Annotated in this window: 13 protein-coding genes; 9 read left to right on the top strand and 4 right to left on the bottom strand. The window is 71.5% G+C overall.

What is annotated here, in order from left to right; genetic code table 11:
- Nucleotide 1: 1 nt before the first annotated feature.
- A complete protein-coding gene (locus NGB36_RS04395; protein ID WP_255918705.1) occupies nucleotides 2-436 on the bottom strand; it encodes a hypothetical protein in 435 nt (144 codons plus the stop codon).
- A 296-nt stretch (nucleotides 437-732) separates the two neighbouring features.
- Between NGB36_RS04395 and NGB36_RS04390 the strand changes: the two genes are divergently transcribed.
- The 3 genes from NGB36_RS04390 (at nucleotide 733) to NGB36_RS04380 (ending at nucleotide 3,523) form a co-directional block, all read left to right on the top strand.
- Nucleotides 733-1,296 (top strand): winged helix-turn-helix domain-containing protein, encoded by a 564-nt coding sequence (locus NGB36_RS04390; RefSeq protein WP_255918704.1) that lies wholly within the window; start codon nucleotides 733-735, stop codon nucleotides 1,294-1,296.
- A gap of 115 nt (nucleotides 1,297-1,411) precedes the next feature.
- Nucleotides 1,412-2,641, top strand: coding sequence for a fumarylacetoacetase (gene fahA / locus NGB36_RS04385; protein ID WP_255918703.1), 1,230 nt, complete (start codon nucleotides 1,412-1,414; stop codon nucleotides 2,639-2,641).
- A gap of 60 nt (nucleotides 2,642-2,701) precedes the next feature.
- Nucleotides 2,702-3,523, top strand: coding sequence for a hypothetical protein (locus NGB36_RS04380; RefSeq protein ID WP_255918702.1), 822 nt, complete (start codon nucleotides 2,702-2,704; stop codon nucleotides 3,521-3,523).
- Nucleotides 3,524-3,583: 60 nt separating this feature from the next.
- Here the strand turns inward: NGB36_RS04380 and NGB36_RS04375 are convergent, their stop codons facing one another.
- Complete coding sequence (locus NGB36_RS04375) at nucleotides 3,584-4,357, bottom strand: G1 family glutamic endopeptidase (RefSeq protein WP_255918701.1); 774 nt, start codon at nucleotides 4,355-4,357, stop codon at nucleotides 3,584-3,586.
- 197 nt (nucleotides 4,358-4,554) lie between these two features.
- Here NGB36_RS04375 and NGB36_RS04370 point away from each other — a divergent pair, with 197 nt between their 5' ends.
- Nucleotides 4,555-5,538 carry a helix-turn-helix domain-containing protein gene (locus tag NGB36_RS04370; protein ID WP_255918700.1) on the top strand — a complete coding sequence of 328 codons (984 nt, stop codon included), beginning with the start codon at nucleotides 4,555-4,557 and terminating at the stop codon, nucleotides 5,536-5,538.
- Between the two features lie 48 nt (nucleotides 5,539-5,586).
- On the opposite strand, the gene NGB36_RS04365 is transcribed toward NGB36_RS04370, so the two are convergent.
- A complete protein-coding gene (locus NGB36_RS04365) occupies nucleotides 5,587-7,494 on the bottom strand; it encodes an acyltransferase family protein (RefSeq protein WP_255918699.1) in 1,908 nt (635 codons plus the stop codon).
- A gap of 809 nt (nucleotides 7,495-8,303) precedes the next feature.
- Here NGB36_RS04365 and NGB36_RS04360 point away from each other — a divergent pair.
- Complete coding sequence (locus NGB36_RS04360) at nucleotides 8,304-9,464, top strand: S53 family peptidase (RefSeq protein ID WP_255918698.1); 1,161 nt, start codon at nucleotides 8,304-8,306, stop codon at nucleotides 9,462-9,464.
- Nucleotides 9,465-9,558: 94 nt separating this feature from the next.
- On the opposite strand, the gene NGB36_RS04355 is transcribed toward NGB36_RS04360, so the two are convergent.
- Nucleotides 9,559-10,191, bottom strand: a complete 633-nt coding sequence (locus NGB36_RS04355; RefSeq protein WP_255918697.1) for a TetR/AcrR family transcriptional regulator — start codon at nucleotides 10,189-10,191, stop codon at nucleotides 9,559-9,561.
- A 304-nt stretch (nucleotides 10,192-10,495) separates the two neighbouring features.
- Here NGB36_RS04355 and NGB36_RS04350 point away from each other — a divergent pair, with 304 nt between their 5' ends.
- The 4 genes from NGB36_RS04350 (at nucleotide 10,496) to NGB36_RS04335 (ending at nucleotide 14,571) form a co-directional block, all read left to right on the top strand.
- Nucleotides 10,496-11,047 carry an MFS transporter gene (locus NGB36_RS04350; protein WP_255918696.1) on the top strand — a complete coding sequence of 184 codons (552 nt, stop codon included), beginning with the start codon at nucleotides 10,496-10,498 and terminating at the stop codon, nucleotides 11,045-11,047.
- Nucleotides 11,048-11,334: 287 nt separating this feature from the next.
- Nucleotides 11,335-12,726 (top strand): S53 family peptidase, encoded by a 1,392-nt coding sequence (locus NGB36_RS04345; RefSeq protein WP_255918695.1) that lies wholly within the window; start codon nucleotides 11,335-11,337, stop codon nucleotides 12,724-12,726.
- Nucleotides 12,727-12,830: 104 nt separating this feature from the next.
- Nucleotides 12,831-13,292 (top strand): hypothetical protein, encoded by a 462-nt coding sequence (locus NGB36_RS04340; protein WP_255918694.1) that lies wholly within the window; start codon nucleotides 12,831-12,833, stop codon nucleotides 13,290-13,292.
- Nucleotides 13,293-13,368: 76 nt separating this feature from the next.
- Nucleotides 13,369-14,571 carry a CaiB/BaiF CoA transferase family protein gene (locus NGB36_RS04335; RefSeq protein ID WP_255918693.1) on the top strand — a complete coding sequence of 401 codons (1,203 nt, stop codon included), beginning with the start codon at nucleotides 13,369-13,371 and terminating at the stop codon, nucleotides 14,569-14,571.
- Nucleotides 14,572-14,575 lie beyond the last annotated feature (4 nt).

Genomic DNA, 14,575 nt, shown 5'->3' with positions numbered 1-14,575 from the left:
GTCATCCGGCGCGCGGCCCGAACCGTGCCGGCGCACCGGCCCTCGCCAGGTCGTCGAGCGACTCCGTGACGAGCTCAGCGCCCCGTACCAGCACGTCGTACGCATTCCCCTCGCCCCCTCGCGCCTCCACCGCGGTCATGGCCTCCGCCACGCCCGTCCACCGCGGTACCCGGCCCTCCCGTGCCGCCCGCGCGCCCGATGCGATCGCCTCCCGCAGGGCGGTCGCAAGGCCGCCCGCCTCCGGGACGGCGGTCGCCTCACTCCCCGGCAGGTGTGCCTCCATCACCATCGTGCCGTGCGCCGTCGCGGCCGCCGCCTGCTCCCACGCCGCCGCGCCGACCGCGCGTCGAGCAGCGCCTGCCGGACATGGCGGTGGCCCCGCGCCGTGAGCCCCGGTGCCGCCGCAAGCGCCGGCACCGGACGCGGCCGCTGACATCAGCCGACCCCGTCGGCGGGTGCGTATGGCAACCGGGGCGGCGCCGCACCCGCCGCATCTGATTCAATGGGGTCATGGCCAGCCTCACTGACACCGCGACAGGTCGCACCGACCTTGAGCCGTTCTGGCCGTCCCGGCAGGCGCACCACTTCGACCGGCTGTGTTGTCGCGCGGTCTTCGCGCGGCCCCGGACCCACGGCTGAACCGGCACCGGCACCTCCCTGGCACAGCCGCAGGCGCCCGGCCCCGCGCACGACGTCCACCGACGCCCCTACGCGCGAGAGAGCCGAAAGCCCATGTCGAACACCCAGTCCCTGCATGCCCCGCTCCCTGCCCGCCAGCGCCTGCGCGCGGTACGGCCCGACGACGGCATCGAATCCGTCCCCGTCCCGGACTTCCTGCCACCGGGCGCCACCTGGATGCCTGCTCCCGGGCACACCGTGCCCGCCGGTGCCGGACAGCCGCCGATGGTCGGCTATCTGGTGCTCGTCCCCGCCGAACGGCAGGCCGAGGCGGCGGACGGCCGCACCGCACCACCGGCGGCGACTGCCGTCCGGGAGGCGCCGCACGGTGCGATCCGCATCGATCCCGAGCGGCGGACGGCCACCGTCGACGGCCGCACGCTCGACCTGACGTACCTCGAATTCGAGCTGCTGGCCCATCTGGTGGCCCATCCCCACCGGGTGCACACCCGCGACCAGCTGGTGAACACCGTGTGGGGGTACGGCCACGTCGGTGACGGGCGCACCGTCGACGTCCACATCGCCCGGCTGCGCCGCAAGCTCGGTCCCCGGCACCGCGACGGGATCATCACCGTCCGCCGTGTCGGCTACAAGTACGCGCCCGCCGACGGCGATTGACGCGGGCCGGCGTGGCCCCTGACCGACAGGGGCCACGCCGCCTGCCCACCCGGGCGCCGATGCCCGTAGCCTGATCACCGCGTTCACCCGCGACGTGGAAGGCGAGGCATCACCCATGCCACACACCAGCCCGCTGGATGCGGCCGCCGACGGCCCGTTCGGCCCGCACAACCTCCCCTACGGAGTCTTCACCACCGCCGGCGATCCGGGCCGCGCAAGGATCGGCGTCCGCATCGGCGACCACGTGCTCGACGCCGGAGCCGCAGCCCGTGCGCTGGCCTCGGCCGACGCCGACCTGCTCTGCGCGCCGCACCTCGGGCCGCTGATGGCGGCCGGACGGCCGGTGTGGCGGCGCGTGCGCCGGACACTGACGGCGTGGCTCACCGATCCGGCGTACCGCCTCGACATCGAGCCGCATCTGCACCCGCTCCCCGAGGTCACGCTGCGGCTGCCGTTCGAGGTCGCCGACTACGTTGACTTCTACGCGAGCGAGCACCACGCCGGCAACGTCGGACGCATCTTCCGTCCGGACGGTGCCGCACTGACGCCCAACTGGAAGCACCTGCCGATCGGTTACCACGGCCGGGCGGGCACGGTCGTCGTCTCCGGCACCGAGATCGTCCGGCCCGCCGGTCAGCGCAAGGGCCCCGACGACCCGTCCCCGGTCTTCGGGCCCTCGGTGCGCCTGGACTTCGAGGCAGAGGTGGGCTTCGTGGTGGGCACCCCTACCCGTCCGGGCGAGCGCGTGCCGCTGGACGCCCTGCCCGACCACGTCTTCGGCGTCTGCCTCGTCAACGACTGGTCGGCGCGCGACATCCAGGCATGGGAGTACGTGCCGCTCGGCCCCTTCCTCGGCAAGTCGTTCGCCACGTCCGTGTCGCCGTGGATCGTCCCGCTCGACGCGCTGGAGCACGCCCGTGTCGCGCCGCCCCCGCGCGACACCCCGCTCCTTCCGTACCTCGACGACGCCGGCCATCAGCCGTGGGGGCTGGACCTGCGGCTGGACGTCGCGGTGAACGGCGAGGTGATCTCCCGGCCGCCGTTTGCCGCGATGTACTGGACCGCCGCCCAGCAGCTCGCCCATATGACGGTGAACGGCGCCACCCTGCGCACCGGCGACCTGTTCGCCTCCGGCACGGTCAGCGGCCCCGAACCCGGCCAGCGCGGCTGCCTGCTGGAGCTGACCTGGGGCGGCCGGGAGCCGCTGAAGCTCCCCGACGGATCGGCGCTCGAGTACCTGCACGACGGCGACGAGGTGTCGATCACGGCATGGGCGCCGGGGCCCGGCGGCACGCGCGTCGGCTTCGGCGAGGTGTCGGGCCGTGTGGCCCCCGCGCTGCCGTAGCCCGCAGGGCTCGCCGGCACCCGATTGGGCGAAGGCGGCGCAGGTGAGCACAATGGGCGCATGCGTAACGCGGAGGGGAACGGCAAGGAACCGGTCGGCGCGGCGGAGGAGCTCCGGCAGGTGACCGGACAACTGCACGCCCGGCTCGACCGTATGGAGAAGCTGCTGGAAGGCGGCGTGCAGGGGTTCGAGGGGCGCTCCGGGCACGCCGCATCGGCAGGGGCGTTGCCGGCGTGGCGGCGCGCGACCCGCGGCGAGCAGCGCTGGGCGGTGGGGATCGCGGTCCTCGTCGCCCTGGCCGTGCAGTGGGCGCTGCCCGCCGGACTGTCGTTCCGCCCGCACTGGCTGCTGCCGCTGCTCGAGGTCGTTCTGCTCATCGGGCTGGTCGTGGCCAATCCCGTCCGTATCGAGCGCCACTCCAGGGCCCTGCGCTCCGCGAGTCTGCTGCTCGCGGCGCTGGTCAGCCTGGCCAACGGCTGGTCGGCGGTGGCGCTGGTGCGCGGCCTGGTGGCGGGCACCGAGGGCCAGGACGCCGGGCCGCTGCTCATGACGGGCGCCGGGATCTGGATCACCAACGTCATCGCCTTCGCGCTCTGGTACTGGGAGTGGGACCGTGGCGGGCCCGCCGCCCGTGCCGCCGGCCACAACGAGTTCCCGGACTTCCTCTTCCCGCAGATGCAGGACTCCCATCTGGCTCCCCGCGACTGGGAGCCGGGGTTCCTGGACTACCTGTACATGGCGTTCACCAACGCGACCGCGTTCAGCCCGACCGATGTGATGCCGCTCTCCCGGTGGGCGAAGATACTGATGCTCGCGCAATCGGCGGTCTCGCTGCTCACGATGGTGCTGGTGATCTCCCGGGCGGTCGGCATCCTGAAGTGACCGTGCGGCGGCCCGTCCTCACGACGGGCCGCCGCACGCTGTACCGGCGGGTGCGGGTACTCAGTAGCGGATGACCCTCGGCCTGGTGCCGTGCTGGACGTGAGTGCGTGCCACGGCGCCGCCCGGCATCATGGAGAACGAACCGCTGGACAACGGACCCGGTACATAACCACCGCTGTCGAGAGCCTGCGGATTCGCGGCGTCGAACGCCTGCCCGTCCACGGTGACACCGCTGAAGTCCAGCCGGCTGAACGACGGGTAGCTCGAGGTCGGGGACTCTATGACCGCCTCGGCACTGGCGTTCTGGGCGCTGAGGTTCTGGGTGGTGTGCTCGCTCCATCCCTTGGTGTTGTCGGTGAGGGTCAGGGTGTAGTTGCCACCGCCGTTGGAGACCACCGATGCGCTGAGGCTGTCTCCTTCGGAGACCGGATCGCTCCAGTAGACGGGGGAGGCCGGGTACATCTCGTACCAGGCGGAGAGCACCGGCTGCCCGCTGGAGCAGTCGGTCTGCACCCCGGTCTGCTCGACGGTCTGCGAGCCGTAACCGTCGAGGCCCACCCAGGGGGCGAACAGGTCGTTGGAGGAGTTGCACGTGACCTGGGGCTCGGTCCACGAGCCGCTGATCGAGCTGAAGCTGCCCGTGGCCACGTAGCCGCCCCAGTTGCTGTCCTGGAAGGGAGCCGCGAGGGGGCCGAAGCCCGCAGCCGATGCCGCCGCCTGTCCGGCGCTCGCCGGGGCGAGCGTCACCGCCGCGAGCAGCATCGCGGCCGCGGTCATCCGGCTCCTGCGGGGGCCGAAGGTGATGTTCTGTCTGGTGCCTGATTGCGTGCCCATCTACCGGTCTCCTGTGGGGGGTGGAGGAAAGGTCGGGCCGATTCGGACCGGGCTCATGGTGACCGCGGCCTGTCACGGCGCTCAAGAGCCCGACGGCGTCCGGAACACGTCATGGCCAGAACATGACATGATGCCTGGCGCAGGACCTGTCTTCCCCTTGCGGGGGAGGACGATCCGGTAACCGAAGGGCGCAAACGGTGACCCCCCACGCATTCCGTACAGCCCCCGGCGGCCTGCTCGACGGCCTCGGCCTGCCCGAGGCGGAGCAGAGCGCATATCTGCGCGTGCTCGCCGCCCCCCACTGCACACCGGCGCAGCTCGCGGACCAACTGTCTGTCACCGAGCGCCGCGCCGAACGGATTCTCGTCGCACTCGCCTCGTACGGCCTGGTCCACCGGGCGGGACGTGATCCCGTCCGCTGGTCGGCCGCGGCTCCCGACGTCGCCGTCGAAGCGCTGCTGCTGCGGCGCGAGGAGGAGCTGTGCCGCACCCGGGGCCGGGTCGGCGAGCTGATGCGCGCCTACCGCCGTGTGCAACAGCCGCAGGCGGACGACCTGGTGGAGGTGGTGACTGGCCAGGCCGCGATAGCCGACCGCTGGAGGCAGTTGCAGGACGGGGCGCGGCGTCAGCTGCTGCTTTTCGACAAACCACCGCATATCGCCCGTGCGGACGTGGACCTGGAGCGGTCGTTGATCGCACGCGGAGTGCGCATCAGAGCGGTGTACGAGGCGGGATCGGTCGGGGCTCCCGGACGCCTCGCGGAGATCCGCGACGTCGTAGGGGCGGGGGAGGAGGCGCGGCTGCTGCCGGAACTTCCCTGCAAACTCGCCGTGGTGGACGACCGGTGGGCCATGCTGCCGGTCGCGGCCGGCTCCGAACTGCGCGCGGCACTCCTGGTCCGGGCCTCGTCGCTGCTCGACGCGCTGACCGGGATGTTCGAGGCGTACTGGCACCGGGCCGTACGGGTGCCCGGGGCGCCGCCGCCGGAGCGTGCGGCCGCTGACCGCCGGGCGGAGCTGCTCACCCTGCTCTCCGCCGGGTTCACCGACGACAGCATCGCCCGCCAACTCGGCGTCTCGACGCGCACGGTGCAGCGCTGGGTACGTGAGGTGATGGACGCCCTGGGCGCGCGCACCCGTTTCCAGGCGGGCATCCAGGCCGCCCGTGCCGGACTTCTGTGATCCCGGTCGGGCTCGTGCGGTGCGCAGGACGTCGTCACACATCGGCGGTCATCGCTGCCTGGCCCGCAGGGCCGAGTCGACGGCGCCTGCATACAGCGCCGCGCCGGACGGGCGGGGATGGGTGTGATCGGACCACAGCTGGTCGTCACGGCCGGCGACGGTACCGTTCCAGTCGACGACGAGCACCGTCGGGTGGGTCCGGGCGGCACGGGCGAGCGCGGCGTTCACCTCGTTCTGCCAGGGTCTGGGGAGATGGACGTTGACGAAGGCGACGGTGCGGGCAGGGCCGGCGATCCGCACGATGCGGTCGAGGACGGAGTCAGGGAACGGGCCGTTGGCGCCGAGGCCGATCACCACCGTGCGGCGCAGCCGCCCCTGGGCGAGCAGTTGTCCGAGGAGACCGGGCGCCGCCGCCATCTGCCGTCCCACCTCGGCGTCCACCTCGGCGCCCGGGAACTGCTTCTCCAGGGCGCCCGCCGAAGCCAGCATCACGGAGTCGCCGACTGCGGTGATGTCCTTGCCGTCGAACGTCGCTGACGCGTCGTCCTGATCCGGCCGGTCCTGCTCATCCGGATCGTCCGCGGCGCGGGGGTGCATGTCCGTCGTGACGGGTGCGGCTCCCCGGGGCGGCGCACCCTCACCGTGCGGAGCGCCGCCCGCAGCGGCAGCGGCGCGTGCGCCCGCCTCGATCTGCGCCTGGAGTCCGCTGTCGGACGGCGCGCGCGCCACGCCCACGAGAGCCACCCCCACGACGCCCACGCCCGTGAGCGCCACTGCGTGCGCTTGTCGCGGGCGCACGGCGGCGAGCGCACGGTGGCGAGCGCGGAGCACGCGCAGGTATCCGCGCATGCCGAGCCGGATCACCGGCTCTTCGAGCCACCGGTACGAAGCCGTGGCCAGGACGGCGGTCACCGCGAGCGCGGCGATCCGCACGGGAGCGGTCGTGGCGGCGTCCGGCAGGGTGTTGGCCAAGGTGGCGATCACCGGCCAGTGCCACAGATAGATCCCGTAGGAACGGCGTCCCACCCACACCAGCGGTCCCCACGACAGCGCCCGGCCGAGCAGCCCCGGTCCCGCAGCGGCCACGGTCAGCGCGACGGACGCCAGACACGCCACCACCAGACCGCCGCGGAACGCCACGGCTCCGGTGCCGTCGAAGAGCGCCGCGGCGCACGCGAGCACCACGAGCCCTGCCGCGCCGAGCAGATCCATCGTGCGCAGGCGGTCCGTTCCGCGCAGCGTCGCGGCGCGTCCCAGCGGCAGCAGCAGCGCGGCGGCTGCACCGAGCAGCAGCGCGCCGCCGTGCGTGTCGGTGCCGTAGTAGACACGGGAGGGATCGGCGTCCGGCGTGTACAACAGGCCCATCGCCGTGAACGAGACGGCCGCGAGGGCGGCGGCGCACACCGCCTGATGCCGTTGCCTGCGCACCGCTGCCATCACGACCCACAGCAGAAGCGGCCACAGCAGGTAGAACTGCTCCTCCACAGCGAGCGACCACAGGTGCTGGAGCACGGGCTTGGCGCCGAACTGCGCGAAGTATGTGTCATGCTGGGCGATCTGCCACCAGTTGCTGCTGTACGTCAGTGCGGCCACCGCGTTCCCGCGCAGCCCGGCCCAGGCGTCACCGCCGGTCAGCGTGGCCGCGCACGCGGCCGCCGTGAGCATCGCCCACAGGGCGGGCAGCAGCCGCCGGGCGCGTCGCACCCAGAAGGCCCGCATTCGGAACCGTCCCGACCTGCGGCACTCGGCGGTGAGCAGACTGGTGATCAGATATCCGCTGATCACGAAGAAGAGATCGACCCCGAGGAATCCGCCCGGCAGCCAGGGCGCACCCAGGTGGTACACGACCACCGAGGCGACGGCCGGCGCCCGCAGCCCGTCGAGACCGCGCACACGCGCGGCCTCGACGGGCTCCGGCGCCGGCTCCGGCGCCGGTTGCAGGGATTCGATGCTCATTCCGGAATCGTGGGCGGCAATCGAGGGCGGGCTCAGCGCGAGAACCGCCGGTTGCCGAAGAGCGTGAACGGACATCAGAGCGCGCGCAAGCGCAACGGCGCACGTCACGGGCGCTGCCCGCGCTCCCCGTGCCCGCGGCTCGCTCTACCCGATCGGGTGAGGAAGGCCTGATGCGGCGTAACTCTGGCGGAGCAAGAGGGCTTTTAGAGGGACATGAACATATATGTCCTGTTCTCGTCGGAGCGTGCCGCCGAAGCTGTGACAGGACTGTGGCATACGCCGCCCGGGCGGTGTCCGGTCCCTCAGTGGCAGTAACCGCCGTCATGACCCTTGATCCAAGCCCATTTTGCGGGAACGAGATGTTGTCGGAGGCCGTTCGGGTAAGGGCTTTCGATCTCGCTGGGATGCGAACATCCGTGTTTCCCGCGGAACTTTGCCCTTGTCGGGAGCTACGGGTTCCGCTAGCTTCCTGAGCACGCGAGACACCACTGGGCGGGGTGGCAGTCGGTTACTTGGTGTCATGCACATGGCTGCCGCCGTTCTCCCCGCTCACCCCCCACCCCCGCGGTGCCCTACCGCCGCGGGGCAGCACCAAACGCACGAGTACCCATATCCCGGGACCGTGCACGGAGCGGAGGCCTCACGAGGGCTCGGCCGTGCGCTGTCCCCATCCCCCCAGGGAGGGCCGTTCGTTGGCCATATCCGATACACCCGAGACTTCTGGTTCCAGGAGTTCCGCCAGGCGGCACCGCAAGCGCCGCAACATCCTACTCGCAAGCGCCTCGGCGGCCGTCCTCGCCGGCGGAGCCATGACCATCGCGGCGCCCGCAGGCGCGTCCACCACCCCCACCGCCCATCCGCAGAACGACGTCAAGCGTCTGTGCTCGGTGCCGAAGAGCGTCGGCGAGATGGCGTGCAACGCCCTGGAGCGCACCGACGTCGCCCAGAAACTCTCGCTGTCGCCCAACGCCACGCCCTCCGGGTTCGGCCCGAAGGACCTGCAGGGCGCATACAACCTGCCCTCTGACGGCGGATCGGGCCAGACCGTCGCGATCGTGGACGCGCAGGACGACCCCAACGCCGAGTCGGACCTGGCGACGTACCGTTCGCAGTACGGCCTGCCGGCCTGCTCGACCGCGAACGGCTGCTTCAAGAAGATCGACCAGAACGGCGGCACGACCTACCCGAGCGCCGACTCCGGCTGGGCCGGTGAGATCTCCCTCGACCTGGACATGGTCTCGGCGATCGCGCCCAACGCCCACATCGTCCTCGTCGAGGCCAACTCGGCCAATATGAGCGATCTCGGCGCTGCGGTGAACCAGGCTGTCAAGCAGGGCGCCGGCTTCGTCTCCAACAGCTACGGCGGCTCCGAGGACTCCTCGGACACCTCCGCCGACAGCAGCTACTTCAACCACCCGGGCGTCGTGATCACCGCATCCGCCGGTGACTCCGGCTACGGCGTGGAGTACCCGGCGGCCTCGCCGGGTGTCACTGCCGTCGGCGGTACCTCGCTCAAGAAGGACTCCAGCTCGCGCGGCTGGTCGGAGACGGTGTGGGGCTCCAGCTCAGGAGGGGAGGGCACCGGTTCCGGGTGCTCGCAGTACGAGTCCAAGCCCAGCTGGCAGACGGACAGCGGCTGCTCCAAGCGCACCGTCGCCGATGTCTCCGCGGTCGCCGACCCCAGCACCGGCGTCGCGGTCTACGACAGCTACCAGGCGAGCGGCTGGAATGTGTACGGCGGCACCAGCGCCTCGTCGCCGATCATCGCCAGCGTCTACGCCGATGCAGGCAAGCCGTCCTCGGGCAGCAACCCGGCTTCGTTCCCGTACAAGAACGCCTCGGCGCTGAACGACGTCACCTCCGGCTCCAACGGCAGCTGCTCGCCCAGCTACCTGTGCAACGCAGGACAGGGCTTTGATGGCCCGACCGGTCTCGGCACGCCGAACGGCACGACGGCGTTCAAGGGCTGACCGACCCGCACCACCTGGACCACCTGCACCACCCGGGCTTCCGGGAGCGACACCGGGCCCCGGCCGCATCGCGCCGCCGGGGCCCGGCCCTGTCTCAGCTCCGCGGACCCGTGGACTGCGGACCGGTGCCGGTACCCGCACCGGTGGCGGCCGGGCGCTGCGCATCCGGCATCAGATCGAAGGCCGTGTCCAGGATGATGCCGAGCAGCTCGGAGTCGTCGATGTCCAGACCCTGCCCGGCCACCGCCGCCACGCTGATGCTGAACAGGGCCACGCGCGCCCGCACCTGGTCGCGCACTGTCGCATCGGGACCGAGCAGTGCGGTGACGAGCTCACCGACGCGTCCGACCATGCCGCCGCGATCGGGCGCCAGATCGTGGAGCACCTGCTGGTTGGCGGCGGCGAAGCGGGACATCTGCAGGCCGCGCCGGCCGGAGAGCTTCGCCCAGCGGATGAGCACCTCGCCGCGCACGGCGGGCGTCGGCGGCTGTTCGCGGGCCCAGGCGGTGAGCTCGTCCAGCCCGGTGAAGAGCTCCTCGATCAGGGCACGGACGATCTCTTCCTTTCCGGCGAAGTGGTAGTACAGCGCCGCCTTGGTGATCCCCAGGTGCTCGGCGATCTCGCGCATCGAGGTGGCGTCGTATCCCCTCTCGGTGAACAGCGCGAGCGCCACGTCCTGGATCTCGGCCTTGGTGTCACTGCCCTTGCGCCGGTGTGCCGTGCTCATGCTCCGTTTTTCCCGTCCTTCTTCTCGTCCCCCGAGCTGCCTGATCCGATCCTCCCGCATCACGGCCGGCGCATGGCAGTCCGGCCAACTTGCTAACCGACCGGTAAGCAGTCTGCCCTCATGAGCGATGAACCTTGCCGACCGGTAAGTAAGGAATGATTCGCCATGGCCACTCGTCCCCCGGCCGCCGGGGCCGGCTCCGCGGTGGCGCAGCCGCCGCGCTTCAGCAGGCGCCAGATTCTGGTCGCGATGAGCGGCATGGCCGGCGGCGCCTACATCACCCGGACCGGACGCTACCGGGCCCTTGCCGATCGCGGGCGGCGCCCTGATGGCCGTGGGCCTCGGCCTGTTCGCCACCATGGGCACCGGCACCTCCAGCCTGACCACCTCGCTCTACATGGTCGTCCTCGGCGCGGGCGTGGGCGGGCTGATTGAGACCACCACGCTCATCGCCCAGAACAGCGTGCCGGTGCGCGACATGGGCGCCGCCACCGGAGCGTCCACCTTCCTGCGCAACATGGGCGGTTCGCTCGGTGTCTCCGTGCTCGGCGCGATCTACACCAGCCGGCTGACGGAATATCTGACCTCGCACGGTGCCGGACATGCAGGCGCCAGTGGCGGGTCGAGCGCCCGGATGACGCCACAGGTGCTCAAGTCGCTGCCCGAGGCCGCCCGGCATCTGTTCCAGGAGGCGGTGGCCAGCGGCATCGGTGCGATCTTCTTCTGGGCGGCGGTGGTCGCGGCGGCCGGGTTCGTCATCGCCTGGTTCATCCGTCACGTGCCGCTGCGCGGAGCGGTCGCGGCGTCTGAGGAGGAGGCGCCGGCCGAGGTGGTCCCGCTTCCCGCGGGCCACTGACATCCCGGCGTACCGCCGCACCGCGGAGTCCGGCATACGGATGAGACAACCGGGCGGACGGCGACGGGCGACACGTGACGAACGGCTGACTCCCGATCACTCCGAAGGGTTGTATGTCCGTCTTCGTCGACGAATGACACCCCTGACGGCCCATGGGCGTGCAAAGAAAATGACCCACAGGTAAAGCATTTGATAGTAGAAATTAAACACTCTTGTCCTGTCCATGATCCGCCCGGTGGGATCGCGGCATCCGTCCTGCGCGCCGTCCCTCCATACAAGGAGATTTCATGCGCATAGCCAGAACCCGGCCAAGAGCAGCGGTCGCAGCCACCGGGGCCACCGCCCTGGCCGCCGTTGCGGCGTTCGCAGCGCCCCTGGCCGGGCCCGCCTCTGCCGCGGCGGCCACTTCAGCGCCGGCGACCCAGGCGGTCCCCGCGATCGCCGGGAACATGCTCGCCCGCAACGTGAGCAGCCCGCTCACCATCGAGCAGTGCGAATCCAAGTGGAAGATAGCCTGCTACAACCCGCTGCAGTACCGGCAGGCCTACGACCTCGGCCCCCTGTACCGGGCCGGGATCACGGGCAAGGGACGCACCATCGTCATCGTCGACTCGTTCGGCTCGCCGACAGCCCAGCACGACCTCGACGTCTACAGCAAGCAGTTCGGCATCCCGACCACGAAGATCGACATCGTCAAGTGGGGGAACGTCCCGCCGTGGAACCCGAAGGACTCGACCATGGCCGGATGGGCGGGCGAGACGACCCTCGATGTCGAGATGGCTCACGCCGTCGCGCCCGGCGCGAGGATCGTCCTGGTGGAGACCGCGGTCGCCGAGACCGAGGGGGTCACCGGTCTGCCCCAGATGATGGCCGCCGAGAAGTCGATGATCGACCACGGTGTCGGTGACGTGATATCCCAGAGCTTCGGAGCGACGGAGAACACCTTCCCGGGCTTCGACAAGGGCGACTTCTCCAGCATCGACAACCTGCGCTTCGCCTTCAAGGACGCGGCCAGGCACCATGTGACCGTGCTCGCCTCGTCCGGCGACGGCGGAGCCACCGACAGCACGGCCGACGGCACCGGCTTCTACAAGTACCGCGTCAACTCCTGGCCCTCCTCCGACCCGCTCGTCACCTCCGTCGGAGGCACCCAGCTGCACCTGGACGACGAGGGACGGCGCACGCGCCCGGACAGCGTCTACAACGACAACGGCGCCGGAGGGGGAGGCCAGTCCCACGTCTTCAGCCGCCCGGCCTTCCAGGACGGCGTGCGGGACGTGGTCGGCAGCCGCCGTGGCACCCCCGATGTGTCGATGTCCGCGGCAGTCAACGGCGGGGCGTGGACCTACTCCAGCTTCGATCCGTCCGCCACTGGCTGGGGCATAGCGGGCGGCACCAGTGAGGCCAGCCCGCTCTTCTCGGGGATCATCGCCCTTGCCGACCAGTACGCCGGCCACCGCCTCGGCGACATCCACGACGCGCTCTACGCGCTCGACAAGGAGTCCGCGGACAACCCGATGACCGGCATCGTCGACGTCAACGACGGCACCAACAACAGCTACCAGGGCGTCACCGGCTACACCGCGGTCGACGGCTACGACATGGCGACCGGCGTCGGCACCGTGGACGCGGCCAGGTTCGTCCCCGCCCTCGCGCAGGCGAGCCGCGCGCACGACTGAGACAGCGGCAGCATTCGCACGCACCGCGGGCCCGGCTCCCTCAAGGGGGGCCGGGCCCGCGGCGCTCGCACCCGGCCGTATCGGCTGTTCGGCCGGTGCGGTTCATGCGAATTGCTGATTACCCCGCAGACACCGCCGCACCTCGGACCCCGGACCCCGGACGCTCGCGCATGCTCTTCGGCGGCGTCTACGGGACCGTCCTCACCAGTGCCCTGCTCGGCGCGCTGCAACGGCAGGGTTCGTGCTGCACACCGCTGTACGACGCCTGCTGGATCCTGTTCACCTTGGCCGCGGCCCCCTGGCGCACGCCTACGCGTACCACATATCCGCGCGCGAGCAGGCGAGCGGCGCCGACCGCTGGCGCAGGCTCGCCACGGCCGGGGCCCGCTAATGGCCGGTCCTCGTCGCCTGCCTGCCGACGGTGGCGCAACACCGTCGTGCTCTTCGTCTGGGGCGGGTTCGCGGCGCACCGTGCCGGGTACCGGCGCCAGACGGTGCTGCTCATCGGGGCGGGCGACGCCGCCGTGGGGCTGCTCATCGTGCTGGCCAACGCCGTGATCATGTAACTGGCCGCGGTGGCGCGGAACACACGCGCCCGTTGGACGCGGCGGCGGGTTCTGCACGAGGGGAGGAGAGGCGAGGATGGGCGCCACGCTGAGCTCACCGTCCCGCGAAGGGAGAACGACCGTGTCGCTGCCGCTCGACGGCATTCTCGTCGCCGACTTCAGCCGGGTGCTGGCCGGACCGCTCGCCGCCGCCACGCTCGGCGACCTCGGCGCTCACGTCGTCAAGGTCGAGCGGCCCGGCGGCGGGGACGACACGCGTGCGTGGGGCCCACCGTTCGCAGCCGACGGCACGGCCGCGTACTTCGACAGCGCCAACCGGGGCAAGCGCGGCATCGCCCTCGACCTCGCCGACCCCGACGACGCCGCGGCCGCACGCGAACTCGCCCGCCGGGCCGACGTGCTCATCGAGAACTTCCGGCCCGGCGCGCTCGCCAAGTACGGCCTCGACCACGACAGCTCGCTCGCCGCCAACCCCGGCCTGATCTACTGCTCCATCAGCGGCTTCGGCTCCGGGGGCGGCGCGCATCTGCCCGGCTACGACTTCGTCGTCCAGGCCGTCGGCGGGCTGATGAGTATCACGGGAGAACCTCACGGCGAACCGCTGAAAGCCGGCGTGGCCCTCGTCGACGTCCTCACCGCGAAGGACGCGACGACCGCCGTACTGGCCGCGCTGCGCCACCGCGACCGCTCCGGGCGCGGACAGCTCGTCGAGGTCAACCTGCTCTCCTCGCTCCTCGCCTCCCTCGTCAACCAGGCGTCCGGCTATCTCGCCACCGGGCGCAGCCCCGGCCGCATGGGCAACCGGCATCCGAGCATCGCCCCTTACGAGACGCTCGCCTGCCGGGACGGGCTGCTGGCCGTCGCCGTCGGCAACGACCGGCAATTCCGGGCCCTTGCCGAGGCGTTGGCGGCGCCGGAACTCGCCGACGACCCCCGCTTCGTGCGCAATCGCGACCGGGTGCGCCACCGGGACGAGCTGGCCGCCGCTCTCGAAGAGCGGCTCGCCGGTGACACCGCGCGTGGCTGGACCGAAAGGCTCACGGCGGCGTCGGTGCCCTGCGGGCCCGTCAACGATCTCGGTGACGCCGTGGAGTTGGCGCGGCAGCTCGGGCTCGACCCCGTCGTCGAGGTGGGGGAGGGCCGGGTGCCGCAGATGCGGAGCCCGCTGCGGCTGTCCGCGACCGGCGTCGCGGAGCCGTCCGCGCCGCCCCGGCTCGACGAGCACGGGGAAGCACTGCGCGCCTGGCTCGGCGGCCCGCCCGAGGCCCCCTTGCCGTGAGGGA

Source organism: Streptomyces humicola (assembly GCF_024436035.1).
GTDB classification, from domain to species: Bacteria; Actinomycetota; Actinomycetes; order Streptomycetales; family Streptomycetaceae; genus Streptantibioticus_B; species Streptantibioticus_B humicola.
Note: the sequence above shows the minus strand (reverse complement) of the source record. Positions and strands in the feature narration are given on the sequence as shown.

Coding starts and splice junctions, on each gene's coding strand:
- NGB36_RS04395 (WP_255918705.1), bottom strand. CDS start 436: ATGTCAGCGGCCGCGTCCGGTGCCGGCGCTTGCGGCGGCACCGGGGCT.
- NGB36_RS04390 (WP_255918704.1), top strand. CDS start 733: ATGTCGAACACCCAGTCCCTGCATGCCCCGCTCCCTGCCCGCCAGCGC.
- fahA (WP_255918703.1), top strand. CDS start 1,412: ATGCCACACACCAGCCCGCTGGATGCGGCCGCCGACGGCCCGTTCGGC.
- NGB36_RS04380 (WP_255918702.1), top strand. CDS start 2,702: ATGCGTAACGCGGAGGGGAACGGCAAGGAACCGGTCGGCGCGGCGGAG.
- NGB36_RS04375 (WP_255918701.1), bottom strand. CDS start 4,357: ATGGGCACGCAATCAGGCACCAGACAGAACATCACCTTCGGCCCCCGC.
- NGB36_RS04365 (WP_255918699.1), bottom strand. CDS start 7,494: ATGAGCATCGAATCCCTGCAACCGGCGCCGGAGCCGGCGCCGGAGCCC.
- NGB36_RS04360 (WP_255918698.1), top strand. CDS start 8,304: ATGACCATCGCGGCGCCCGCAGGCGCGTCCACCACCCCCACCGCCCAT.
- NGB36_RS04355 (WP_255918697.1), bottom strand. CDS start 10,191: ATGAGCACGGCACACCGGCGCAAGGGCAGTGACACCAAGGCCGAGATC.
- NGB36_RS04345 (WP_255918695.1), top strand. CDS start 11,335: ATGCGCATAGCCAGAACCCGGCCAAGAGCAGCGGTCGCAGCCACCGGG.
- NGB36_RS04340 (WP_255918694.1), top strand. CDS start 12,831: ATGCGAATTGCTGATTACCCCGCAGACACCGCCGCACCTCGGACCCCG.
- NGB36_RS04335 (WP_255918693.1), top strand. CDS start 13,369: ATGGGCGCCACGCTGAGCTCACCGTCCCGCGAAGGGAGAACGACCGTG.